The organism is Vibrio sp. Y51_MX_L26 (assembly GCF_024181935.1).
In the GTDB taxonomy this organism is placed as follows: domain Bacteria; phylum Pseudomonadota; class Gammaproteobacteria; order Enterobacterales; family Vibrionaceae; genus Vibrio; species Vibrio diabolicus.
Window position 1 is genome coordinate 1,191,743 of the sequence record NZ_JAMZAS010000001.1, and the last position, 24,594, is coordinate 1,216,336.

The following is a 24,594-nucleotide window of genomic DNA, read 5'->3' on the forward strand; positions in this document are numbered from 1 at the left end:
AGCTCCTTACCCCTTGAACTCAACAAATACATCTTTACCCAAGTGACACTCAGGGCAAAGGAAGTAATCCGGAACGTCTGACCACGTGGTACCCGGTTCAATTCCTTGGTTAGGCTCACCCTGAGCAGGGTCATACACCCAGTTACAAACGGTGCAAATCATGCACTGGCAATCTGATGGATGTGCTTCTGAGCTTGGATTAATAAGCTCCCTTTCGACCACTGCTGGCGTTTCTACTTGTACAACGGGCTGTGATCGAACTTGCGGTGCAGACGCAGCCATCATCGGAGCCGTAACAGGACTTGTTAGTGGATGTTTCGCCCACAGTTTCGCGATGCTCTTGCCATGTTCACGACACTCACGCATCGCTTTACCATCTGGTCGCCATTTGGTTTTCAGGCTGACTGCCGTTTCAAAACCCGCATCGGTCAACCGTGCGTGGATACGGTCTACCGCACCACCATTCCAACCGTAGCTACCAAAGGCAGCGGCTTTTTTCGCTTTAAAGCGCAGACCGGTAATTTCTTCTAGCATGCCTGCGATCTTCGGCATCATGACGTTATTCATGGTAGATGAACCAACCAATATGCCTTTTGAGCGGAACACATTGGCGAGGATTTCATTTTTGTCATGTTTAGAGACATTGAAGACTTTGACCGCCACGCTAGGGTCAACATCGTGAATGCCCTGCGCAATCGCGTCCGCCATCATTCGGGTATTGTTCGACATAGAATCGTAGAAGATGGTAATACGATCTTCTTGGTAGTTATCCGCCCATTCCAAATATTGCTCGATGATTTGAACTGGGTTATCGCGCCATACAATACCGTGTGAAGTTGCAATCATGTCGACAGGCAAATTAAAGCTCAACACTTCTTTGATTTTAGCGGTTACCAAGCTGCTGAATGGCGTTAGGATGTTTGAGTAGTAACGCAGACACTGTTCCATCAACTCATTTTGGTCCACCTCATCGTTGAACAAACGCTCATCGCAGTAGTGCTGACCAAATGCGTCATTACTGAATAGCACCGCATCGCCCGTTAGGTATGTCATCATACTGTCTGGCCAGTGCAACATCGGCGCTTCTACAAATACCAATTGTTTACCGTTACCAATATCGATGCTGTCACCCGTTTTTACCGTTTTAAAGTTCCATTCGGGATGATGGTGATGACCCACAATCGAATCAATCGCCGCTTCTGTACAGTAAATTGGCGTGTTCGGAATCTTCTCCATCAATGCAGACAATGCGCCTGAGTGATCTTCTTCTGCATGGTTCACGACGATAAAATCGATCGTCTTAAGATCGATTTCCATTTCTAGGTTCTGGATAAATTGCTGGCTGAATCGATGATCGACCGTATCGATCAGCACCGTTTTTTCTTCACGAATTAGATAACTGTTGTAGCTGGTACCTTTTGTCATTTTGTATTCTGTACCATGGAAATCTTGAACTTCCCAATCGCGTTGACCTACCCAGTGGATGTTGTTTTTTACGTGAATTGTCATGATTACTACCTTGAATGACGAAATAAACAAAAATAATTTCTTTCAGTATTGCACTGGGCGTGCCAACTTTAACTTTCAATATAATTCAATAACTTAAAAACGAAACAACTCAATATAATGTCATTTTGACACAGTTGAAAAATGTCAATTAGACACTAAAATAGTCATATTGACACAATTGGTATTGGCTATGACTTCTTTAATCGCGCAATGGCTACACATCACGCAAGACCTTAACTCGGCGCTCACTCAACAGGCTCGCTTCGATACCTTATTAACCACGATTCGAGAGGTATTAAAATGTGATGCTTCTGCTCTTCTTTTGTATGAAGATCAGCACTTTAAGCCGCTGGCTATCAATGGCTTAGCAAAGGAAGTATTGGGACGCCGTTTTTCTATAAACCAACACCCGAGATTGGAAGCCATTGCACGCGCTGGCGATATCGTACGGTTTCCATCGAATAGCGACTTACCCGATCCCTATGACGGGTTAATTCCGAACCACGACGACAAGCTGCACGTCCATTCATGTATTGGCCTCCCTTTGTTGATCGACGATCAATTGATTGGCGCGATCACTATTGATGCCTTCGACCCGAATCAGTTCGATGGTTTACTCAATCAAGAACTACGCTTTGTAAGTGCGTTAGCCGCGGGTGGCTTGCACACTGCTCTACTACTGGAGCAGTTAGAAACACAAGCAAGCTTGCCACGTGAGTCTTACACTGAGAAACGCACGCTAAGCAACGAAATCATTGGCAAATCTGCTGGAATGAAAGCACTTCAAGAGCAAATCGATGCGGTGGCAGATACCGAGCTATCTGTGTTGATAATGGGTGAAACAGGTGTTGGTAAAGAGCTCGTCGCAAACGCAATTCATCATCGCTCTCACCGAGCCAATAATACCTTGGTGTACTTAAACTGTGCCGCGTTACCGGAGTCTGTCGCAGAGAGTGAGCTTTTTGGTCATATCAAAGGCGCTTTTACTGGTGCTATCAGTAATCGCAAGGGTAAGTTCGAGCAAGCCGACGACGGCACACTGTTTTTGGATGAAGTCGGCGAACTGTCGTTAGAACTGCAAGCTAAGTTACTTCGAGCTCTCCAATACGGCGACATCCAACGTGTGGGTGATGACCGCCATATTCGAGTCAACACACGCATTGTGGCGGCAACGAACCGTGTTCTGCATGAAGAAGTAAAAGCTGGCCGTTTCAGAGCAGATTTGTACCACCGTTTGAGTGTATTCCCTCTTCATGTTCCCCCACTTCGTGAACGTGAAGACGATGTCGTGCTACTGGCTGGTTTCTTTGCAGAGCAACTACGCAGCAAGTTGGGGCTGAACAGTGTTCGACTCTCTCCCACTCTAGTTCAAGCACTTAAAGATTACTCTTGGCCGGGCAACGTGCGTGAACTGGAACACGTCATCAAACGAGCGGGCGTGCTTGCCAAAGCTAGAACTCAATCGCTGGATATCGAATTGGTGGAACAAGATTTCGATATCAAAGCGTCGAACAATCAGCCCATCACTGAAGAGCCAGGTATACCTAGCTCTTCATTTGAACTGTCAGACGCTGGTTTAAAGCAAGCCACTGACACCTTCCAAAAAGCCATGATTCTAAAAGCACTAGAGCAGAATCAAGGAAACTGGGCTGCAACAGCACGTCAGTTAGAACTCGATAATGGTAATTTACACCGCTTAGCCAAACGGCTAGGTATAAAGTAAAAAAGGATACGGACGGTTTGAATTCCGCAAGAAAATCTATCTCGCTTATGTCAAAATGCACCATCACAATCGAAAAGTCTGTAATGTAATGAACTACCAAGCTGCTATTTTTGATATGGATGGTTTGCTCCTTGATACTGAGCGCGTCTGTATGCGTATTTTCCAAGAAGCATGTGAAGTCCAAAACCTTCCGTTTTATGAAGATGTTTACCTGTCGATCATTGGTCGTAATGCGGCAGGTATTGAAGCAATTTTCCGCAAAGCCTACGGTGAGAACCTAGACCGCCTGCATCATGAATGGCGTACTCGTTACAATGCTGTCGTCAAACACCAAGCCATCCCAGTGAAAAATGGTGTTGTTGAGCTGCTAGAATGGCTGAAAGCACAAGGCTTACCAATCGCAGTAGCGACTTCTACGGCAAAAGAGGTGGCGAAAATCAAACTGGAATTAGCGGGTTTGAGTAAGTACTTCGACAACCTCACCACAGGCTGCGAGGTAAACCACGGTAAACCCGATCCAGAAATCTATTTGCTGGCAGCGAATCGTCTGGATGTAGAACCAAGCCAATGTTTGGCCTTTGAAGATTCCAATAACGGTGTTCGCGCAGCGGTGGCAGCGAATATGGTTACTTATCAGATTCCGGATTTAGTTGAGCCTTGCGAAGAGGTAAAACAATTTGGTCATTCCATCGTGCCGTCATTACATGAAGCGTTAGATGCGTTGAAGCAAAATCGCTAAACGTAAACTGCCGCTCTAACTGTTAAAGCTCAGCAATTTGGCTGAGCTTTTTTATGCTTGAGCCTCTCCTCTCACCTTCTCTAATCTACTTCTAATAAATGCCAAGATACTGCTCCAAAGGCTTAATAAGATAGACCTTATCTCTGTACGGGGCGTGTTCCTTTCTTTTTTGATTTACCTCACGCCATCGCATGAAATAGGGCCTATGAGTGATCAAATAGTGGAACTAACCAGTACAACTTTGCAACAAAACGTCAATATACCGCTTGAAGCACGTTTTTCGAGTGAAAATTGGCTGATAATGAGAACTATTGGATGAGATTAATCCAAGTCAGCCCAAAATATAAAATGGAGAGTGTTATATGTCTTTACGTTTATTAGCAGCAACCTTCGCATTAGTAGGAATGAGCTTTGGTGCCCAAGCCAGTGCCGAGTGTGAAGTGTCCCTAGATGCTAACGATATGATGCAGTTTTCTACTAAAACACTGAGCGTTCCAGCCACTTGTAAAGAAGTAAAACTGACGCTAAACCACACAGGTAAAATGCCTGCACAATCAATGGGTCACAACGTCGTTATCGCAGATACCGCTAATCTACAAGCAGTAGGTACGGACGGCATGGCAGCAGGTGCAGAAAACAATTACGTGAAGCCAAATGACGACCGTGTATACGCTCACACAAAAGTGATTGGCGGCGGTGAAAGCACCAGCATTACTTTCAGCACTGAAAAAATGAAAGCTGGCGGCGACTACTCATTCTTCTGCTCGTTCCCTGGTCACTGGGCGATCATGCAGGGTAAATTTGAGTTCAAATAAGAGCTAACTAAGTCAAAACAAGACTCACTATAGGGAAGCCATCGCTTCCCTTTTTATTGCACGTTAGTTAAGCACGTCGATGGATAATCTCATCCAAAGGTACAGGCCTTGCTAAGTAAAATCCTTGAACTTTATCAACCCCACTTGACCGCACAAAGTCATAGTCAGACTGCGTTTCCACCCCTTCCGCTACGACCTCGCAATTTGCAATATGTCCTAACTTAGCAACCAATCGATACAGTTGACGTCCACGATGATCGTTAGCGTCCAATAGCAGCGATCTGTCTAGCTTAATCTTGTTGAATGGATACTTGAACAAATGAGGAAACGACGCGTAGCCCGTACCAAAATCATCCATTGTGATACGAACTCCCATACTCTGTAGAGCTTTCATGGTGTTAGTTAAAGAAACTTCATTGTCTAATACGGCTTCTTCAGTAATTTCAATTTCAAGCCATTCAGCCGGGATTCCAAAATAGACCAACCGGCCTTGTAAATGCTGAACAAAATCCACTTGTTGAATGGTAGCGACAGAAACATTAATGGCCACTCTTCGCTGCTCAGATAATCCCATTTCCTTCATATCCGACAACACCTTTTCGAGTACTAATTTATCGAGCAGTGGCATGGCATCTAACCGGTGAAAATCTTCAATAAACGTTGGTGAAAGTAAGTTTCCATCTTCATCTTTATATCGAATAAGCGCTTCGTAAGAATACTGTTCCGCATCCTTTGTTGAGTGCTGCTTTTGATAAAACATCACCAACTCGCCTTCACGAAGAATGGAAGTTAAACGCTTCTGCGCGGATGACTTGCTGATACTCGATGTGTTCGCATCTTTCACACTACTGAGTAGTGATTTAAATAGGGATTGTTCTAAACCATTGTAAGTATTACTTACACCAAGCTGCCCCACATATTTGCCTGCATAGGCTAGATAAAAAGGTCGATAAATTAGTACACCAATCGCAATCACCACCAGTTGAAGTATCGCCCCCTGTGCATGATGCCCCATTGCAACATAACCACTCAACAGAGGCGGTGTCATCCAGTTCACAATATTTTCAACAGGCGCAATTAAGCCGGAAGCAATCGCACAGTAGGTGATGATAAAACTTACCAGCGGTACTAATACAAATGGGACGACCAGAATAGGGTTAAAGATGATAGGCAAGCCAAATAGCAGCACTTCATTGATGTTGAACATCACCAATGGTGCTGCCGCTAACGCCAGTAAAATATGATTGCGCTCTTTAGCGAACAATAACAGACACAGGAGTAAACTGATGCTATTCCCTGACCCGCCCATGGATAAAAATGCGTCGTAAAAACCTTGGCTAATGACGTTAAGCGACGCTTCGCCTGTTTGCCAAGCAGCCATGTTGGCTTCGGTCGCAGCGTATATTTGCTGCTTGATGGCAAACAACATGTTGTGACCATTAATGCCCGCCGCTCCTAATAAGCTCAAGATGGATTGATAAAATAATCCTCCTGTGAACGTCAGCGGATCAAAGTTAAGTCCAGCCACTGTTGTAGTAAAAGCATCCATCACCGCTGCGGTGACATGAGATAAGCTAACCGCAAATAAAACGAATACGAAAAAATGTAAGACATCTTTAAAAAGACGAGAAGAGAAGTCCATTGCTTGAGGATCAAGCAGCTCAATTCGGAAACTTTTACAATAAACGTATGACACCGTTGCACTGAAGAGTGCTAATAACGGGTTATTCGGCAACATGTAATTACTAGAAAGGCTGTCATTCTCTATTGAAATTAAATAGAACATGACCAACGAATAAATGATGATAATCGCGCTCGACACATTCACTTTATGCGATAAATAGTAACCAGCCACAATGCAAAACGCTGTGGGATATAAGTTGATTAAAATATCAGAAAGATGGAACAATAACTGAGAAACCTCTGACATCCCTAGGATTCTAGAAGCGTGACCCAAAAAGATGGCAAGTGCGTTAGATAGCGTCAGCGGTAACAGCAATAAGGCAATAGATGCGAGATCAGTAAGATAAGATTTAGATCCAAGTCGCCATTTATCTGTAAATACCGTTAGACGATGAAAGGGGTCAAATACGCGTTCACGACGAGTGTGCATGGTGAGTTCTTATATTAAGTAATAATCATCGGCTGCGAAATAGGCAGCCGTAAATGCAACGGCCAGACTCAGTAACGTATTATTTGGTGGATAATTTTTAGTGTTTCTATTGGCTAAAACAATAGTTTGAATTGCCAGTCACAGCGCAAAGATGTCGCAAGTGCAATTTAACGATTATATACCCCTTGATCCAATGAGATTATTATCCTTAACGATAAAAGCCATACCAAGCATCTCGATATGGCTATCGTTAAAACTGATGTATATACCCAAATGACTTCAAGAAGGAGGCTTCGGTGACACGCCCTTAACGAGCGAGTTGATTTGGCTCACATACACTGTGAACGATTTTTGATTTAGCACGAGTAGAACTTCAAGTCGTTGTCTCGTCTGTAAAACAAATCATTTAATCCCGTGTAGCTCTTTCCAGTTTCCTGGATGAACCACGTAGCCGAATAGAGCATGCCCACCATAAACTAGCTCGGTTCCTTCCGGGATCCACAGCATTTGACCTGGGTGCACAAAATGTGTCTCACCATTTGCGGTCAGCTCGAAACAGCCTTCAATCACAAAAATAACCTCATCATAAAGCACCGTCCAAGCCACTTGAGCGCCTTCCCATTTAGCAAAGCCTACGCCAATGTTTGGTGAGATTTCTGGGCTTAACGCTCGGGCTACGTACGCCATTCCCGGCGTATCACCACGAACATTAAAATCTAGGTTTTTACTATCAACGAGTTTGACTTGCTTCATAACTCACTCCGGCTTTGCCATTTTGCTAATTGGATACGCGTTTTTACTCCCATGCCTAAAAAAGGCTCTGGCGGATTCAAACAAGGCATTCCTGTCACTTGCTGTATTTCATCCAATGATTTAGATGTCGCACCAACAACATAGTCAGCTAACAGCGTTCCAGAAATGGTTCCCCACGCAGCACCAACACCATTGTCACAAGCGCTGGCATAAACACCTTCATCTAATTGACCAAAAAAGTTAGTAAAGTTACGAGAGATGGCATATACCCCACCCCATGTGTGAGTAAATGGTACGTCGGCCAGCTCGGGGTAACGCGCCAAAAAGACTTGACGATGATCGTCTCGGATTTGCTCTCTGACTTTATCGTTCATGCTTGAGCCATATTTCGGCACGTGTTTGTAAGTATTTCGGATCAAAATACGTCGATCGGCGGTCATACGTAACGTCGTTCCCGCATGATCTGCTGGAGTTAAACCCCAATTCAGCTCACCTCCGTATCGTTGCATTTCTGCGTCGGTCAATGGACGCGTCCAGCTTGCAAACGTCATCACTGGCAGTAATCTGTTTTTAAGGTAACCAAACTCACGAGTAAAAATGCTGGTGCCAAGTAACAGTTCAGTGGTTTCAACAGAACCACTATCTCCATGTAATACCCAGTAACCGTTTTCTTTACTGAGTTTGCGGATTGGCGAGTTTTCTAACACCTCGACATTCTCTGGAAGGCTTTCCCCTAGCCCACGCACCAGAGCAGCAGGTTGCATTAAATAACCACCTGGCGTGTAAATTGCGCGGCTGTAGTAATTTGTCCCTAAGACTTTCGCCAGCTCACTGCCATTAACATGGAAGTATGGTTCGCCAAGGTCTTTCATTAGGTGCTCAAAGTGATCGAGATACGCTTCACCGCGCGCCCCTACGGCTCCTTGATATTTGCCCTTTGCTGACCATTGACAAGAAATACTGTGCTTCGACACTAAAGTGTCTAGCTGAGCAATCGCAGAACGGTTGAGCGATAATAACTTTTGTTTGTGCTCAGGATCGGGATGCTCAAGTGAAAACTTATGGGGCAAATCGATCACAAAGCCCGAATTTCTCCCTGACGCCCCTTGGCCGATACGTTGTGCGTCAATCAGTATAATTCGTGCGTTAGGCTGAAGTTCAGCTAAACGTCTTGCCATAGCTAGTCCAGCGAAACCGGCACCTAGCACGGCATAGTCAGCAGTTTGTTTACCTTTTAACGCTGGTTTTTCTGCAATACTTGGCAACGCATGGTACCAACCACATGTTGCATCATCATTGGGTAAATGAATCATCTTCTTTCTCCGTTACGCTGCTGACAGTTTCAATGACAATTGATCTAGCCAAGGACCTCGTAATGACTGTACTTTTCTTCCTAGCAACGCAAAGCCAAGCATCGTTCCCTCAGGAGAATAAAACGCAGCGGTCAATTCATTTGCTTGGTTCTCGATGTACCATTGTCCCTGCTCTTCAGCGGCTACCGGGAAAATAGTGAGTGGAAGAATCGGCGTTTTCACAATCACAGGAGTTGGCGTTAACGAGATTGACGCGACATCGCCTAGCAAGCTTTTCGCTACGGAAGGAATCATTTGATTAATTGGCGCAATATACGGCTGCCAACCTTGCTCAGTTTCAACACAGTCGCCTAGCGAGTAAATATTCTCATCACTCGTCTGGCCAAATTGATTTACTTTAATGCCGCGGCCTACTTCTAGCCCTGCTTGCTCAGCCAGCGATACATTTGGCTTGAGTCCAACCGCGCTTAGCACTAGGTCTGCTTCAATCTGCTTGCCACTGTTTAGATGTAAAACCGCACTGGATTCGGACCTTGGCTCGATTCTGGCGATACTGTCTTGTAGAGCCCATTGCACGCCTCGATCTGCAAGTACGCTTTGTAATGATTCACCCAACTGTTGCGGGATCAAACGCTCCATTGGCCATTGACCCAACCCGATGACTGTCACTTCATAACCACTTTCGATCAGGTCATTCGCGAACTCACAGCCAATTAAGCCATCGCCAAGGATCGCGATGCGCTTTTTGTTCTGTAGCTGAATTCTGAAACGGCGGTAATCAACTAAGTCGTTCACACTCATAACACAAGAGCGCTCTCCCTCAATTGGGATTTCAATCGGTGATGCACCTGTTGCCAGTACCAAGCGACTGTAGGCGTATTTACCGATGGAGGTATGTAGCGTTGAATTGGCACGATCGATATGTTCAACGCGGGTATGCGGGTAAACGCGGATATTGAGACGGCTTTCCCACTCCAACGCGCTTTCACTTTGTAGCGCGTCGCCGTCTTTATTCATGACCAGTGCATTAGACAAGGCAGGCTTGCAGTACAGTGCGCCATCATCAGCGGTAAAGACAGTGATCGGAACCGTTTCAGATTGCGCTCTAAGTGCCGCTGCCAACTGGTAACCACTGTGGCCACTACCGATGATAACGATAGGGTCAGCTGAAAATATAGGCTGAGTGACTTCAGATGGAAGTGGCTGAGCAGCATTGGGCTGAACAGACGATCCTACCGACACCGAAGACACTGCCGCGACCTCTTCTACTGGCGCATCGTCGGTGATTTCGATCATTTCAAAATCGGCCTTACCCACTAAACAGTCGGGGCATAACCAATCATCCGGCACATCTTCCCATGCTGTTCCTGGTGCAATGCCATCGGATGGCCAACCTTGTGCTTCATCATAGATTAAGCCGCAAATAATACAGAGCCACTTTCTCATCACTTTTACTCCAACTACCTTGTTCAGAATTTCCGTGTTTACAAACCGCTGTCAGATTTGTAGCGATTCCATCAACCTCGCCCTAGCTTGTGGTCTGAAATCCAAGCCGGTGCGAGGTGATGAAAATCAAGTTACACGGTAGCTATACGTTGCTGTCTTGCTGCAAACGAATGGCAATATTGCGTGTCTGGACATAGCTATAAATCGCTTCTTGTCCTTTTTCTCGCCCAAAACCGGACAAGCCCACGCCACCAAATGGTGTTTCGATACCACCAGCAAACCATTCATTGATGAACACTTGCCCACCACGCAGTTGCTGCGCCACACGCAATGTTTGGTTTAGGCTTTCACCAAAGACACCAGCGACCAGGCCAAAATCGGTGCCATTCGCGATTTCGATTGCTTCTTGCTCAGTTTCAAACGGTGTAATTACCAGTACAGGGCCAAACACTTCTTCTTGTGCAATGCGCATATCTGGCGTGGCTTCAATCACCGTTGGTGCCACAAAGTAACCCGATAAATCAGGTGCGTAGCCACCCGTTAGGATATTCGCGCCGTCGGCTTTTGCTTGTTCTATCATTTCAAGCACGCGTGCTTGTTGATCAGCCGATACCAACGGTGTGATGTCCGGCTGGCTTTCGCCTTGACCAATAGTTAGGCTTTTTGCCATTTCCACTACCGCCGCTTTTACTTCTTCATAACGCTCTTTTTGAATCAGCAAACGAGACATTGCCGAGCACACTTGACCAGCGTTAAAGAAAATACCGACCTGAACGCTTTTCAAAAGTGTTTCAAGGTTCGCATCTTTCAGTGCGATAGCAGCCGATTTACCACCCAGCTCCATCACCGATGGAGTAGCGCGTTGCGCTGAATCTTGCAGAATGCGTTGGCCGGTCGGTACAGAACCCGTAAAGACAATTTGATCGACCTCTTGATGCTGCACCAAATGACTGCCAACGACGGAGCCTTTGCCACATAGCAAGTTAATCGTGCCTTTCGGGAAGCCCGCTTTTTCAATCGCTTTAACCAACAACGTAATGGCAAGTGGAGAAATCTCTGGCGATTTGATCACCACTGCGTTACCAGCAGCTAATGCAGGTGCCAATGAGCGTGCACAAATAGAGACAGGGAAATTCCACGGCACAATCTGTACTGACACGCCAAACGGCACATATTGAGTGAAGTCGACATAGTCTTTACCCAACGGAATTGACGTGCCTTCCAGCTTGTCGGCCATGCCAGCGTAGTATTCGAAGTAACGTGCCGACTCTAAAAACTCATCTTTGGCATCTTGCAAAGATTTCCCATTTTCACGACAGGCAACTAACCCACCTTCATCAACCATTTCACGAATAGCTGCGGCGGCTTTTAACATCCACTCGGTTCTGACGGCTGGACGAACGTCCGAAAGAAGGCCTTGCTTGACTACTCGGCGTGCCGCTGCCATTGCGCGATCGGCATCGGTGATAGTGGCTTCTGCAATCGTCGCATACGCTTCGGCTGTGCCAGGATTCATGACGGTCAGCGCTTGCTCTGAATCGCACCACTCACCATCAATATAATTAAGGTAATGCATCATCTTACTGCTCCAGTGCCGCTTTCACTTGCTTTGCCAACCAGGTTTGGAAGAAATGCGTCGGAACATCCATTTCTGGTGAGAACACGCCACCACTAAAGCCAGGTGAGTAACGACCTTCCTGCATACCTTCGACCGCTCCAATATCTTCGCCGAACACGACTCGCCACGACTCAACGGTAGCAGTACGACACGCAGCAAACTCATCTTTCGTTGCTTCATCACCCACATAGAAAACACGTAGGTGCTCAACACTCTTATTCGCAGTGATTGGTTCAATCATCATTGCAAAGGCATGATCGGCTTGAATACCAAGCAACACGTTTGGAAAGAGTGCAACGTATTCTGCATGACGCAGCTTATCTTCTGGCCAGCTTGGAAATTTAGGTAAGTGTGTTCCTGCTGTATCAGAAAGGTTGTACGCGAGACTACCTTGACCAGCAAAGCGCTCTGCAAACATGATGTTGTAGTGATCCTCTAGGCGAGAATAACTGTTCAAACTCGGATGCACCCAAGGTAAGTGGTAAGCCTCGCAGTAGTTTTCTACGGCAAGCTTCCAGTTACTTTTCACTTCGATCTCTAAGTTGCCACCCATGTTCACGCGGCGAAGAAGACCTAACCCATCTTCACCTAAGAACTGCTGCCAACGTTGCTCTAGCGGCGCGATATGATCTTCAAAGCTTTCTGCATTGCCCGATAAGTTAACGAATACCATGTCCATCCAAACGGCTGAACGAAGTGGCTTAAGGCCGTGTTTTTCACACTTAAATCGATCATCTTTGTGTTTTGCGATACCACCGATGTGTGGTGTGCCTTTTAGATTGCCGTCAAGATCGTACGTCCATGAATGGTATGGACAGCGAATCATGCCTTGAACTTCGCCTGCCTCATGCACCAGCTTCATACCACGATGACTACATACGTTGTGGAAGACTTGGACTTCACCTTGACGATTTCTCATCATGAGTAGTGGAAGATTCATGAAATCAAGTGGCATCACATAGCCATTTTTAAGCAGGTCTGATGCAAAACCAATGCATACCCAAGTGTTACCAAACACCTGATCACGCTCAAAAGTAAAATACTCTTCGCTGGTGTAGGCCTGATTCGGCATTCCTGTTGCTTCACTGATTGGGTTCAGTACATTATCAACAAGTTCAACAGGAATAATGGTTTGGTTGACATTGCTCATATTCTTATCTCCGAGAGTCGAGTTGCATCCAGTGCGTACAACATCGTGTTGTGTTAGTAGAGATGATTTTGATTAACAACCCAGCAACAAACAAACGACTTTTTCGCCGGGTTTGGATGAGTTTTTGTCATTCGTGCATTGATCTCAAACAACAAAATAACCTTTTAATTAACAAGGTTCTTCTTGTCATGATTAATACTCATTAACCGATGAGTATTAATCAGTTGAAACACAAAAGCCCTCTCTCTACTCTCTTTCAAAAATTAACAATAACGCAACAAACAATGACGCTAAAACAAAAGCACTGTGAGGGATGCCTATGAGAGCAACATCTGGGATATTGAAAGGACTCAATCCGACTGTGACTATCGCATCAAAGATCGTCGTTATCGGTTTTGTACTTTTCTGCGCCATTCTCGCCAACCAAGCGGGTCAATACTTCGAAACGATTTCCGGCATTTTGCTGCAGAATATGAAGTGGTTTTACATCGGACTTGTTTCACTCGTTGTCGGTTTTCTTCTTTATCTTATGGTTAGTCGATATGGACATATTCGTTTGAGTAAAGATGACGAAAAACCAGAGTTTAGTTATTTGTCTTGGGTATCCATGCTTTTTTCCGGAGGCATGGGGATAGGCTTAATTTTCTGGTCGGTCGCCGAACCGATGTGGCATTACGATGACAACCCATTTACTCAAGGCCTGACCAATGAAGCCGCAACAACATCAATGAAGCTGACATTCTTTCACTGGGGTCTACACCCTTGGTCTGTCTTTATTATTGTTGCACTCGCATTAGCCTACTTTTCCTACCGTAAAGATCTGCCTTTTACCCTACGCTCTATCTTGTACCCTTTGATTGGCGATCGTATTTATGGGCCTATCGGGCACACGGTTGATATCCTAACAGTCGCGGTGACTGCTTTTGGTATCTCTCAAACCTTGGGGATGGGAGTTATCCAAATAAACTCTGGTTTGAATCAAGCCTTTGGTCTAGACATTAGTTTGGGGATTCAACTCTTTATTATCGTTTCCCTTTGTACTTGTGCGGTTGCGTCGGTGCTATCTGGTGTAGGGAAAGGTATTCGCCGTTTATCAGAATGGAACATGCTGCTTTCACTCGCACTCGTGCTGGTCGTACTTTATATTGGCCCAACTCGCTATATCTTAAATACGCTACTTGAAAGCACGGGGCTTTATGCACAAAACATTGTCGGTATGAGCTTATGGAGCGATGCACAGAATGACTCTGGCTGGCAAAACTGGTGGACGGCTTATTACTGGCCTTGGTGGATGACTTGGGCACCTTTCGTTGGCATGTTTGTAGCTCGTATCTCTAAAGGGCGCACAATACGTGAGCTTATCGGCGGTGCTCTCATCGTACCCACGCTGATCACGTTTTTATGGATTTCAGTATTTGGTGGCGCAGCGTTGAAGGTAGAGCAAGACGCTCGTGTTGCTCATCAAGAGCAAGTCACTACGGCACAAGAAGCTAAACAAACACCACCTGCAGATTTTTCTGGCGGCCCAATTCTTGAAGCGACTAAAGCTGATACGACACGCGCTTTGTTTACGCTATTCGACAATCTAGATACAGGTATGTTTGGTAAACTACTTAGCGTACTTGCGTGTCTATTGCTCGGTACTTATTTCATTACCTCCGCGGACTCAGGTACCTTGGTTCTATGTACCCTCGATGCCGCTGGACACAGTGAACCTCCCACGTCAATACGCGTATTATGGGGGATCATGATCGCCGCCATTGCGGGAGTGCTTCTATACGCAGGAGGGTTAAAAGCAATGCAAACGGCCTCCATTATTGCCGGTTTCCCTATCGCCATTTTTATCGCGGTGATGAGCTTAACGCTATTTCATAGTATTCGACGCGAGCCTAAGCCATGGGCAATGCTTCCAGAGCATGTTCACCCAGAGCAAGAGAAACTTGATGGTCCTGTTGAACCGCTTGTTGAAAGCAAAACTGTGGCTTCCGAGCCTATCGCTTCAACATCCTCGCTGAAAGATGATTCCACACTCAATCAAGGACCAGCACTCACTTAGTGCGTCGTTTCATAAATCAATAAAAACAAAGCGGGAACTAGTACTCCCGCTTTTTTAACATGACCAAACTCTGTTATTTTCTCTGCTTATTGATTTAGGCTAAGCCTCGATCACCTACTTCATCTGGCAACTGATGCAAAAGCCATTCTCTAAAACGTTTGACGCTTGCTGGGATTAAACCTCTATTTTTAGGTTCAAGCATAGAAAAATTGGAAGGTGTTGAAAGAACATGCTCGACTGGCCTAACCAAAGCGCCGCTTTGTAAATAGTCGTCCACTAATGACCCCCAGGCTAACGCGATGCCCTGACCATTAATTGCCGCTTGTAACAGCATTGGATAGTTATTGATGTTCATGCGATTACGAGGCGAAATATTTGGCAACCCCACACTTGCAAACCACTGCTCCCAATTCACCCAATCTCTTTGAGACTCTTCCAGATAGAGTAACGTTTTATTGAAGATTTCTTCTGGCTCACTAGGCTGGCCGATTTTCTCTAAATAAAGCGGGCTACACACAGGGAATACTTCTTCTGAAAATAGCGTTGTCACATCCATTTCCGCAGGTGGAGTGCGACAATAAAACAAGGCGATATCGCAATCTAATCGGCGTAAGTCCAACACATTATCTGAGGCCAATATCCTTATATCGATGTCATCATGTTCATTTTGAAATTGAGCAACCTTAGGCAACAACCACAAGGCTGCCATTGCATTTGTCGTCGCAACCGTGATCTTTTGTTCGCCCTGCCACTTCTTCACTTCACCCGTGATTTGAGCAATATCGAGCAAAGATTGGCTAACAGCTTGATAATATTGAAGACCTGTAAGAGTTAAATTAATACTTCGATTGGCTCGCGTGAACATAGCCTTGCCTAAGTATTCTTCTAATTGTCTAATTTGGCGACTGATAGCACCTTGGGTCACGTTTAGCTCGTCAGCGGCTAACGTAAAACTCAAGTGCCGCGCCGACGCTTCAAACGCAACGAGGCTATTTAAAGGTGGGAGGGGTTTGATTTTCATGTATCTTCCAGTAAGGCAGTATTGTAATTATTTTTATTCCCGGCAATCTTATGTTGCACGTGGATAATGCCATTCTGGACAACACCTCAAAAACGACAATTTATAAATGATAAAAAATAGAGATGAATCATAAATTGTTGTGAGAGAGGCAACCGTATACAGTTTCGTGGCTACAAAGAGCACAAAAAAGAGGAGCAAAGGCCTCCTTCCCAGATATCAGCATATAGATGTTCTATGCCCGTTTTAATCATTAAGGTGGTATACCCTCAACGACTGTTGCATGCCTAAAACATCATCACCTAAATACTCAACCGTCATTGGAACGTTGGTCAGCAGAGTAAAACTGGAGTCACTGAACCTTCCATCAACATCGCTTTCCAAATGAACAAAAAACGCAGGCTTGTCAGCAATCAATGTAATTTGGCTACCCTCAATCGAGACATCAATATTGGCTTTCGCTATCGGCAAGGTTTTTAGCTCGTGAGTGCAAAACCATGTGTTGCTTATTCTGTCTTCACCGATTTGCGCTTCAACATAGAAGAAGCCTGACGTAAGTTCATCCTTCTCAACCGATTCATCCAATTGCCACAAAATCGTATTGCTGTCTGCTATGACCGTTTGTTCTAAGCTCCAACATTGCTTTTCTTCCCCTTGCCAATCTACCCACTTGAGCAGTGCGTTGACGCTTGCGGGCGCTTTGGCATCATTGAGCAAATGCAGGCTCAACTTGCCTGTATGCTCGGAAAATACCAAATACTGCGGCGCAAAAAAGCGTTTTGCATGATAGTGCAACTGCTTCCAACGACCACTGTATTCCAAGCTAGACCAAGAACTAACAGGCCAGTTGTCGTTGAGTTGCCAGTACAGCATGCCGCAACAAACTGGAGAAATGGCACGCCAATGATCGCATGCAGTTTTGATCGCGATTGCTTGCTGAACTTGGCTTAAATACAGCATGTTCTCGAATCCAGAGGGAAAACGGAAATAACGCGTGAACATCTCTGTGATGATACTGTTACCACGAGGATTCTTCTGATGTTGTTCAAAGGTTAGGGACGTGATATTCCAATCTTGCTCCGGGACAAACTGCTTAACTTCTGCAAAAGATGGCCAAGATTGAAAACCAAACTCAGAGCAAAAACGAGGATTCACGTCAAGGTAGGCACTGAATGGTTTTCCTGAATGCCAAACGTCCCAAAAGTGCATATCACCTTTACTATCATCATGCCACGCGTCACCGAAATCCAGTTCACCATTACATGGGGAACTTGGCCAGAAACGACGAGCGCTATCTTGTTCGGTAATCACCTGCTCAATCATGCGGTTGAGGCGATCGTAGTTAACCGTGTATTTGACTTTATTGTGCTTAGATTCTTCGTACCACCCAATAGCTCCAATCACTTCATTATCACCACACCAAAGTGCTATTGATGGGTGCTCCTTAAGCCTCGATATTTGGTATCGAAGCTCACCTTCGACCTCTTTTAAGAAGACATTATCAGATGGGTACAGTGAACATGCGAACATCATGTCTTGCCATACTAACAAGCCGAGCTCATCACACAGATTGTAAAAGATCTCGCTCTCGTACTGACCTCCACCCCACACACGTATCATATTCATGTTGGCGTCAACCGCACTTTGCAAAAGGTTGCGATAACGTGTTTCGCACTCTCGCCCCGGCATTGCGTCAATAGGGATCCAGTTGGCACCTTTGGCATTAATTGGTACGCCATTGACGATAAATTCCATCGCAGAGCCATGTTCATCAGCTTGGTTATTTAGGGTTAACTGACGCAAACCAACGTTGCGCGTTAACTTTTGCTCTCTGCAAGAAATGGTAATGGGGTAAAGACAAGCTTCGCCATAACCCGATGGCCACCAGCGTTGAGGCTCCGAAATGTGGAACTGGCAATGATAGTGACCACTTCCTTTTATTTGAATACATTGACGCTCACCATTAAATTCAACCATCATTTCATGGCGTTGACTGTCCGTTTCCACTTCAACTAATACATCAAGAAACACACTCTCATCGGCTTGCCATTGCTGCTCTGTCGAAAAGCCTTTGAGCCAAAGCTCATTCACAATGTCGATTTGAATGGGGTCGTAAATACCCGATACCATCAAGCAAATGCCCCAATCCCATCCGGAATGACATTGCGTTTTTCGGATCAAATTCATATGCGGAATTTGATTATTTCCCATTGCGGAAGGGACTGGGAAAGGCAACTTTTTGGCACGTTCTAAACCTTCTATATCGACTCTGGCGAATTGAACAAGAACAGTATTTATGCCCTGTTTTAAATAAGGTTTGATATCAACTCGTTGTTGATTAAACATGTTGCTGCAAGTTAGTGCTAACTCACCATTAATATAGAAAGTTGCCAAGGTATCGACACGAGTTAGCGTCATCCAAACTTGCTTGGCAGACAACGTAAACGCATCAACTTCAAACTCACGCGAGATATGCCACTCACACTCTTCAATCCAACGAACTTTGTTTTCATTATCGGCAAAATAAGGATCCGGAATGCGCTCTGCTTGCAAAAGCGCCGAAATATTATCGCCCGGAATAGACATTGGAATTTCAATATCGGGACGCTGTGGCGAGGTAAGTAACCACTGTCCATTAAGTTCGAAGTGAGCCATTGAGTAAACCTCAGTTTGGAGAAGAAACATGTTTGCTCAATGTAACCCTGAGTAATCCATGCAAAAACAAGGGAAATGTTATTTACATACGAAATGCGGTGCACTTCACGTAAAAACACTTTCCTTTGATCTCTACCCAAAAATCAGCAACTTGGCTAACCTGTTAAAAATTAATCGAAATCTAAGGTTATATTTGCAACTTCGACATGTTAACATCATCGGCTTTTTGAACATCCTCACACTTTTCGTCGAAACGATGTGAGGGGAAATGCACGGCTTCATAGCCCTAAAAAGCGAAGTAATTATGTCAAATATGACGAATGCCGCCTCCCACACAGCGCCTATTCAGGATGCTGACTATTCTGCTATTCATCCCCCATCTCTGCTCAAGCGCCTCGAACTCACCAATCCTGTCTTTTGGTTAAGTGGTAGCTTCCTCACTCTATTCGTTTTACTTGCCCTAACGAATACCGACTCTCTAACCGCAATGGTTAACACCGGCTTCGGCTTTGCTACTAAATATTTCGGAGCTTACTGGCAAGTACTGCTTCTTCTGAATTTCCTTATTGGTTTGGCTCTTGCGTTTGGTCGCACTGGTTATGTGCGTCTAGGTGGTCTAGCGAAACCTGATATTGATAACTTTAAGTGGTTGTCAATTGTACTCTGTACCCTACTTGCAGGTGGTGGTGTGTTCTGGGCCGCTGCTGAGCCTATCGCGCACTTTGTGACTGCCCCACCTTTATACGGTGAAGCTTCACCGAAAACTGCCGCAATCAATGCTCTATCTCAGTCTTTTATGCACTGGGGCTTCTTAGCTTGGGCGATCCTTGGTGGTTTATCTTCCATTGTCTTAATGCACTTGCATTACGATAAAGGCCTGCCTCTTAAGCCGCGTACTCTGCTTTACCCTGTGTTTGGCGATAAAGCCATTAAAGGCTGGATTGGTGATGTTGCTGACGCATGTAGCATTATTGCCGTAGCAGCAGGAACAATCGGCCCTATCGGCTTCTTAGGTTTACAAATTAGCTACGCGCTAAACTCATTGTTTGGCCTGCCAGATACGTTCGTAACGCAAAGCATGGTTATCATGGCAGCGATCCTGATGTATACCCTTTCCGCACTAAGCGGTTTGAGCAAAGGTATTCAAATCGTCAGTCGTTACAACATTATTTTGTCTGTGCTGTTAATTGGTTACATCCTGTTCTTTGGACCGACAAGTTTTATTGTTGATGGCTACGTACAAGGCGTTGGTCGCATGGTAGATAACTTCTTCCCAATGGCGCTTTACCGTGGTGATACGGGCTGGCTAAGCTGGTGGACAGTATTCTTCTGGGGTTGGTTTATCGGTTATGGCCCAATGATGGCGATCTTTATTGCTCGTATCTCTCGTGGTCGTACAATTCGCCAATTGATCATGTCTATTAGCATCGCAGCACCGCTGATTACTTGCTTCTGGTTTAGTATCGTTGGTGGCAGTGGCCTTGCGTTTGAACTTGATAACCCTGGTTTGATTTCATCTGCGTTTGAGGGCTTTAACTTGCCTGCAGCACTGCTAGCGATTACCGGTGAATTACCTTACCCAATGATCATTTCGGTTCTGTTCCTGATCTTAACGACAACATTTATCGTGACGACGGGTGACTCAATGACTTACACAATCAGTGTAGTGATGACGGGCTCAACAGAACCAAACGCAGTGATTCGCTCATTCTGGGGCTTGATGATGGGTATTGTCGCTATCGCGCTTATCTCAATGGGCTCTGGTGGTATTTCTGCATTGCAGTCTTTCATTGTAATTACCGCCGTGCCTGTGTCTTTCATTTTGCTGCCAAGCATTTGGAAAGCGCCTGGCATCGCAAGTAAAATGGCAAAAGAGCAAGGACTAGTTTAAACCGCCTCTCTAACCAATATGCGAAAAAGAGCCCTTCATTGGGCTCTTTTTAATTCTGCACTTTATCCTACGCTATCAATGCGAATCATCACTGCATCTGGACGCCAATACTCGAATTCGCAGTCCATTAATTTGCCATCTTGTTTGTAGTTTACTCGACGAATTTTCAGAACCGGCTGTCCTTCAGCCAAGTTCAACGCTTTAGCGACATGAGCAGGTGCTGACGTTGGAATCACATCAAAACGAGAGCGCTTTGTCTCGTAGCCATACTTCTCACGATAAATACCCGTCAGTGACATGATGAGGTTCTCGGACAATATACCTTCAAACAGTGCTGATTTGAGTATATTCTCAACAAACAATACCGCTCGCCCATCAATAAAACGTAACCGTTCAATCACATAAATTGGGGTAATTCTCTCAACCTCTAACGATTTTGCATACTCACCTGCGGCCATTTCACTTCGCACGTTGAGTAACTTGGTTTCTGCAATACGATGCTGCTCTCGAATCATCTGATGGAAGTGAGAACGAGACAACGGGTTGTAACAGATCCGCTCTGGAGATACGTACCAGCCACGACGCTCTTCTCGGTAGATCAGGCCTTCAGTTTCTAAAGACACCAACGCATCTTTGATAGTGATTCGAGTCGTAGAAAACAGCTCACTGAGCTCCCTTTCTGATGGCAGTTTTTGTCCTTCCGACATGATGCCGGAAAGAATCTGCTGCTTTAAGCTGCTTCTAATTTTTCCTAATTGGGTACCAAATTGGCTGGTGCCTGTCGCTCTCATTCTGATCTAGTCCAACGATAATTTGATGAACAACATAAGGCGTGTACGTAACAAAAATATGACATTAATCAACAGAACACATATTGAGCGTATGAAATATAAGTGCCATAGAAATTCATAAAAACTGTCAAATTACTTGCGCTAAATCGTCACATTCCATCCATAGCATACAAAGCGAACTTACTGACCTAGTCCAGAAGGATGGAGACAATGAAAACTTTGCTAAGTCGTTCAATTACCGCACCAGCGGCAATCATCGCGGTAACGCTTGCAGCACCAACAGTAGCGAAAGAAGCCGATATTGAGTCATTGGTTACCGCAGCACAAAAAGAAGGGGCGGTTTACAGTGTAGGTATGCCCGATAGTTGGGCGAACTGGAAAGACACTTGGGCTGATTTAAAGTCAAACTACAACCTTAAGCACCAAGACACGGATATGAGCTCGGCTCAAGAAATCGCAAAATTCGAAGCTGAGAAGAAAAACGCGACCGCAGACATTGGTGACGTAGGCTTTGCCTTCGCACGTGTAGCGGTTAAAAAAGGCGTCACTCAGCCATATAAACCAACAACTTGGAATGACATTCCAGATTGGGCAAAAGACGAAGATGGTCATTGGGCACTTGCTTACACTGGCACTATTTCTTTTATCTCCAACAATAACCTCGTAAAAGACGCGCCAAAAACGTGGGATGACCTATTAAAAGGCGACTACAAAGTGACCGTAGGTGACGTCGGCGTAGCAGCACAGGCAAACAACGCAGTTCTCGCCGCAGCGTTCGCCAACGGTGGGGACGAATCCAACCTCAAGCCTGCGCTCAAGTTCTTTTCTGAACTCGCGAAGCAAGGTCGTCTTTCATTTACCGATCCGAACATCGCCAACCTAGAAAAAGGCGAAGTGGAAGTGGCGATCATGTGGGACTTCAATGCGTTGAACTACCGCGACAAAATTGACCGCGACCGCTTTACAGTGAGCATTCCTCAAGATGGCTCTGTGATTTCTGGTTATACAACCATAATCAATAAATACGCGAAGAACCCTAATGCAGCAAAGCTTGCTCGTGAGTACATCTTCAGCGATCAAGGGCAAATCAACTTAGCAGAAGGTTATGCGCGTCCAATCCGCACCAACATCACACTACCTCAAGCAGTGCAAGACAAGCTAATTGCTAACGACCAATACAGCAATGTTCACCCAGTGACTGACTTCCCAGCTTGGGAAAAGTCCGCACGTAAGCTGCCACGTCAATGGCAAGAAAGTGTCTTAATCCACCAGCAATAAGAGTAAGTCGTTATGAGCAATAAGGTCATCCTTGTTGTTCTAGATGGACTGAACTATCAGGTAGCCCGTGATTGCATGGGCTACCTCAATGGTCTTCTAGAACAAAGTCGTTCCCAACAAGAAACTCTCGCAACGCTTTATCCTGTGCAGTGTGAGTTGCCCTCAATGTCTCGCCCACTTTATGAGTGCATTTTAACGGGCGTTCGCCCTGTAGAAAGCGGCATCGTAAACAACAATATCGTTCGTCTATCCAAACACGATTCCATTTTCAGTTTGGCAAAAGCCCAAGGCAAAGTGACCGCTGCGGCTGCCTACCACTGGGTCAGTGAGCTTTATAATCGCGCGCCATTTGAACCTGTTCGCGATCGTTTCACGCATGATGAAACTCTGAATATCCAGCACGGCTGCTTTTACCATTGGGATCATTATCCTGATGAAGCCTTGTTCCTGGACGCAGAGTATTTACGTCGAAACTATCAACCTGATTTCTTACTGATCCACCCGATGAATATCGACGATACAGGACATAAGTTTGGCCTAGACTCTCGCCAATACCGCAATTGTGCGCGAGGTGCAGACATTATTCTTTCCAACTACATCGAACAATGGCTTGCTGATGGGTATCAAATCATTGTGACCAGCGATCATGGCATGAACAACGATCTTTCTCACGGTGGGATTTTACCTGAAGAGCGAGAAGTTCCTCTGTTTGTCATTGGCGATAAGTTTACCCATCAGGATTGTCATATTAAGCAAACTGATATTTGTGGCACCGTTTGTCAATTGCTAAACCTTGACCACACGAAGCCATACACTCAGGAATTGTTAGCACTATGAGCAGTTCTGTCCTCTCCCCAAGCTCTAGCGAATCACGCTCAAATTTGGCAAGTACTTGGTTAAAGCGCTTTAAGCCAGCCATTTGGTTAGTGCCTTTCGCGCTGTTTTTCTACCTATTTCAACTCGCACCGATGATTTGGGTACTGTTAAACAGCTTTATCTACGATGGCGAGTTTGCCTTAGATAACTACATTGAAGTGCTCGACTCCGCCTTCATGATGCAGGCGTTTGGCAACAGCTTGTGGTTAGCGGTGTGGTCGAGCATTTTTGGCTTAGCCATTGCGACTTTGTTGGTCTCTTCTCTACGCAGAGTCGATTCTAAAGTCCGCGACGGTGTGATTGCGTTTACGAACATGAGCAGCAACTTTGCAGGCGTACCTCTGTCATTCGCTTTTATTATTATTTTGGGCACCAATGGGGCGATTACCCTTTTGCTCAAGCAGTATGGCTTACTCGGTGATTTCGACCTTTATGGTAAATGGGGCCTGCTGGCCATTTACATCTACTTCCAAATCCCGCTGGCGGTGTTGTTAATCTACCCTGCGTTCGACGCGTTGAGTGATGATTGGCAAGCAGCTGCTGCGCTACTGGGAGCCAAAACATCGCAGTATTGGGCGAAAATCGCGCTGCCAGTGCTCTCACCAGCCTTATTCGGTACCTTTATTATCTTAATAGCCAACGCAATCGGCGCATATGCGAGTGTTTATGCGTTGACCTCCGGTAACTATAACGTCATCACAATTCGAATTGCGAGTCTGGTATCGGGAGACCTGTTCCTTGAACCTAATCTCGCCGCTGCAATTTCGGTGATTCTAATGGCGTTACTTGCCTTTATCACAGTGATTAACCAATGGCTCATTTCGAAAAGCTATGCAGGTAGGAAGTAGTC

General features: G+C 45.4%; 18 protein-coding genes and 1 pseudogene. 8 read left to right on the plus strand and 11 right to left on the minus strand.

Annotation, left to right across the window (positions count from 1 at the left end; translation table 11 throughout):
- Window positions 1-6: 6 nt before the first annotated feature.
- Window positions 7-1,509: an anaerobic nitric oxide reductase flavorubredoxin gene (norV, locus tag NL645_RS05145; RefSeq protein ID WP_253651332.1), complete on the minus strand. Its 1,503-nt coding sequence runs from the start codon at window positions 1,507-1,509 to the stop codon at window positions 7-9.
- 190 nt (window positions 1,510-1,699) lie between these two features.
- Here norV and norR point away from each other — a divergent pair, with 190 nt between their 5' ends.
- The 3 genes from norR to azu all read left to right on the plus strand — a co-directional run bounded on the left by norR (window position 1,700) and on the right by azu (window position 4,786).
- A complete protein-coding gene (gene norR, locus NL645_RS05150; protein ID WP_253651333.1) occupies window positions 1,700-3,232 on the plus strand; it encodes a nitric oxide reductase transcriptional regulator NorR in 1,533 nt (510 codons plus the stop codon).
- 88 nt (window positions 3,233-3,320) lie between these two features.
- Window positions 3,321-3,971 (plus strand): HAD family phosphatase, encoded by a 651-nt coding sequence (locus tag NL645_RS05155; RefSeq protein WP_005392456.1) that lies wholly within the window; start codon window positions 3,321-3,323, stop codon window positions 3,969-3,971.
- A gap of 362 nt (window positions 3,972-4,333) precedes the next feature.
- Window positions 4,334-4,786: an azurin gene (gene azu, locus NL645_RS05160; RefSeq protein WP_005392455.1), complete on the plus strand. Its 453-nt coding sequence runs from the start codon at window positions 4,334-4,336 to the stop codon at window positions 4,784-4,786.
- Between the two features lie 67 nt (window positions 4,787-4,853).
- Here azu and NL645_RS05165 read toward each other — a convergent pair whose 3' ends face one another.
- The 7 genes and pseudogenes from NL645_RS05165 to NL645_RS05195 all read right to left on the minus strand — a co-directional run bounded on the left by NL645_RS05165 (window position 4,854) and on the right by NL645_RS05195 (window position 13,179).
- A complete protein-coding gene (locus NL645_RS05165) occupies window positions 4,854-6,899 on the minus strand; it encodes an EAL domain-containing protein (RefSeq protein WP_253651334.1) in 2,046 nt (681 codons plus the stop codon).
- A 402-nt stretch (window positions 6,900-7,301) separates the two neighbouring features.
- On the minus strand, window positions 7,302-7,652 hold the full coding sequence (locus NL645_RS05170) for an ethanolamine utilization protein EutQ (protein ID WP_074189841.1): 351 nt from the start codon (window positions 7,650-7,652) through the stop codon (window positions 7,302-7,304).
- Window positions 7,649-8,965, minus strand: coding sequence for an FAD-binding oxidoreductase (locus NL645_RS05175; RefSeq protein ID WP_253651335.1), 1,317 nt, complete (start codon window positions 8,963-8,965; stop codon window positions 7,649-7,651). The genes NL645_RS05170 and NL645_RS05175 overlap by 4 nt, the downstream gene beginning before the upstream one ends.
- 12 nt (window positions 8,966-8,977) lie before the next feature.
- Window positions 8,978-10,261 carry an NAD(P)/FAD-dependent oxidoreductase gene (locus NL645_RS05180; protein ID WP_253651427.1) on the minus strand — a complete coding sequence of 428 codons (1,284 nt, stop codon included), beginning with the start codon at window positions 10,259-10,261 and terminating at the stop codon, window positions 8,978-8,980.
- Window positions 10,250-10,411, minus strand: a pseudogene (locus NL645_RS05185) (rubredoxin); the annotation flags it as partial. The gene NL645_RS05180 and the pseudogene NL645_RS05185, both read right to left, overlap by 12 nt.
- A gap of 142 nt (window positions 10,412-10,553) precedes the next feature.
- Window positions 10,554-11,990 (minus strand): aldehyde dehydrogenase family protein, encoded by a 1,437-nt coding sequence (locus tag NL645_RS05190; protein WP_253651336.1) that lies wholly within the window; start codon window positions 11,988-11,990, stop codon window positions 10,554-10,556.
- 1 nt (window position 11,991) lies between these two features.
- Window positions 11,992-13,179 carry an aromatic ring-hydroxylating dioxygenase subunit alpha gene (locus tag NL645_RS05195; RefSeq protein ID WP_005392447.1) on the minus strand — a complete coding sequence of 396 codons (1,188 nt, stop codon included), beginning with the start codon at window positions 13,177-13,179 and terminating at the stop codon, window positions 11,992-11,994.
- A 319-nt stretch (window positions 13,180-13,498) separates the two neighbouring features.
- Between NL645_RS05195 and NL645_RS05200 the strand changes: the two genes are divergently transcribed.
- Window positions 13,499-15,235 (plus strand): BCCT family transporter, encoded by a 1,737-nt coding sequence (locus NL645_RS05200; RefSeq protein WP_253651337.1) that lies wholly within the window; start codon window positions 13,499-13,501, stop codon window positions 15,233-15,235.
- Between the two features lie 94 nt (window positions 15,236-15,329).
- On the opposite strand, the gene NL645_RS05205 is transcribed toward NL645_RS05200, so the two are convergent.
- Window positions 15,330-16,256 (minus strand): LysR substrate-binding domain-containing protein, encoded by a 927-nt coding sequence (locus NL645_RS05205; RefSeq protein WP_253651338.1) that lies wholly within the window; start codon window positions 16,254-16,256, stop codon window positions 15,330-15,332.
- A gap of 243 nt (window positions 16,257-16,499) precedes the next feature.
- Entirely contained in the window at window positions 16,500-18,908 is a 2,409-nt protein-coding gene (locus NL645_RS05210) for a glycoside hydrolase family 2 protein (RefSeq protein ID WP_253651339.1), read from the minus strand.
- A gap of 304 nt (window positions 18,909-19,212) precedes the next feature.
- Here NL645_RS05210 and NL645_RS05215 point away from each other — a divergent pair, with 304 nt between their 5' ends.
- A complete protein-coding gene (locus NL645_RS05215; protein ID WP_005392697.1) occupies window positions 19,213-20,799 on the plus strand; it encodes a BCCT family transporter in 1,587 nt (528 codons plus the stop codon).
- Between the two features lie 62 nt (window positions 20,800-20,861).
- Here NL645_RS05215 and NL645_RS05220 read toward each other — a convergent pair whose 3' ends face one another.
- Window positions 20,862-21,590: a UTRA domain-containing protein gene (locus tag NL645_RS05220; protein ID WP_074189836.1), complete on the minus strand. Its 729-nt coding sequence runs from the start codon at window positions 21,588-21,590 to the stop codon at window positions 20,862-20,864.
- Between the two features lie 210 nt (window positions 21,591-21,800).
- Between NL645_RS05220 and NL645_RS05225 the strand changes: the two genes are divergently transcribed.
- The 3 genes from NL645_RS05225 to NL645_RS05235 are packed head-to-tail and all read left to right on the plus strand — an operon-like array spanning window position 21,801 to window position 24,592.
- Complete coding sequence (locus tag NL645_RS05225; RefSeq protein WP_253651340.1) at window positions 21,801-22,868, plus strand: ABC transporter substrate-binding protein; 1,068 nt, start codon at window positions 21,801-21,803, stop codon at window positions 22,866-22,868.
- A 12-nt stretch (window positions 22,869-22,880) separates the two neighbouring features.
- Window positions 22,881-23,705 carry an alkaline phosphatase family protein gene (locus NL645_RS05230; protein WP_253651341.1) on the plus strand — a complete coding sequence of 275 codons (825 nt, stop codon included), beginning with the start codon at window positions 22,881-22,883 and terminating at the stop codon, window positions 23,703-23,705.
- A complete protein-coding gene (locus NL645_RS05235; protein ID WP_047008046.1) occupies window positions 23,702-24,592 on the plus strand; it encodes an ABC transporter permease subunit in 891 nt (296 codons plus the stop codon). Before NL645_RS05230 ends, NL645_RS05235 begins: the two co-directional genes overlap by 4 nt.
- Window positions 24,593-24,594: the final 2 nt, after the last annotated feature.

What these genes read in the sequence shown, in the direction of transcription:
- norV (WP_253651332.1), bottom strand. Translation starts at nt 1,509, where the DNA reads ATGACAATTCACGTAAAAAACAACATCCACTGGGTAGGTCAACGCGAT.
- norR (WP_253651333.1), top strand. Translation starts at nt 1,700, where the DNA reads ATGACTTCTTTAATCGCGCAATGGCTACACATCACGCAAGACCTTAAC.
- NL645_RS05155 (WP_005392456.1), top strand. Translation starts at nt 3,321, where the DNA reads ATGAACTACCAAGCTGCTATTTTTGATATGGATGGTTTGCTCCTTGAT.
- azu (WP_005392455.1), top strand. Translation starts at nt 4,334, where the DNA reads ATGTCTTTACGTTTATTAGCAGCAACCTTCGCATTAGTAGGAATGAGC.
- NL645_RS05165 (WP_253651334.1), bottom strand. Translation starts at nt 6,899, where the DNA reads ATGCACACTCGTCGTGAACGCGTATTTGACCCCTTTCATCGTCTAACG.
- NL645_RS05170 (WP_074189841.1), bottom strand. Translation starts at nt 7,652, where the DNA reads ATGAAGCAAGTCAAACTCGTTGATAGTAAAAACCTAGATTTTAATGTT.
- NL645_RS05175 (WP_253651335.1), bottom strand. Translation starts at nt 8,965, where the DNA reads ATGATTCATTTACCCAATGATGATGCAACATGTGGTTGGTACCATGCG.
- NL645_RS05180 (WP_253651427.1), bottom strand. Translation starts at nt 10,261, where the DNA reads ATGATCGAAATCACCGACGATGCGCCAGTAGAAGAGGTCGCGGCAGTG.
- NL645_RS05190 (WP_253651336.1), bottom strand. Translation starts at nt 11,990, where the DNA reads ATGATGCATTACCTTAATTATATTGATGGTGAGTGGTGCGATTCAGAG.
- NL645_RS05195 (WP_005392447.1), bottom strand. Translation starts at nt 13,179, where the DNA reads ATGAGCAATGTCAACCAAACCATTATTCCTGTTGAACTTGTTGATAAT.
- NL645_RS05200 (WP_253651337.1), top strand. Translation starts at nt 13,499, where the DNA reads ATGAGAGCAACATCTGGGATATTGAAAGGACTCAATCCGACTGTGACT.
- NL645_RS05205 (WP_253651338.1), bottom strand. Translation starts at nt 16,256, where the DNA reads ATGAAAATCAAACCCCTCCCACCTTTAAATAGCCTCGTTGCGTTTGAA.
- NL645_RS05210 (WP_253651339.1), bottom strand. Translation starts at nt 18,908, where the DNA reads ATGGCTCACTTCGAACTTAATGGACAGTGGTTACTTACCTCGCCACAG.
- NL645_RS05215 (WP_005392697.1), top strand. Translation starts at nt 19,213, where the DNA reads ATGTCAAATATGACGAATGCCGCCTCCCACACAGCGCCTATTCAGGAT.
- NL645_RS05220 (WP_074189836.1), bottom strand. Translation starts at nt 21,590, where the DNA reads ATGAGAGCGACAGGCACCAGCCAATTTGGTACCCAATTAGGAAAAATT.
- NL645_RS05225 (WP_253651340.1), top strand. Translation starts at nt 21,801, where the DNA reads ATGAAAACTTTGCTAAGTCGTTCAATTACCGCACCAGCGGCAATCATC.
- NL645_RS05230 (WP_253651341.1), top strand. Translation starts at nt 22,881, where the DNA reads ATGAGCAATAAGGTCATCCTTGTTGTTCTAGATGGACTGAACTATCAG.
- NL645_RS05235 (WP_047008046.1), top strand. Translation starts at nt 23,702, where the DNA reads ATGAGCAGTTCTGTCCTCTCCCCAAGCTCTAGCGAATCACGCTCAAAT.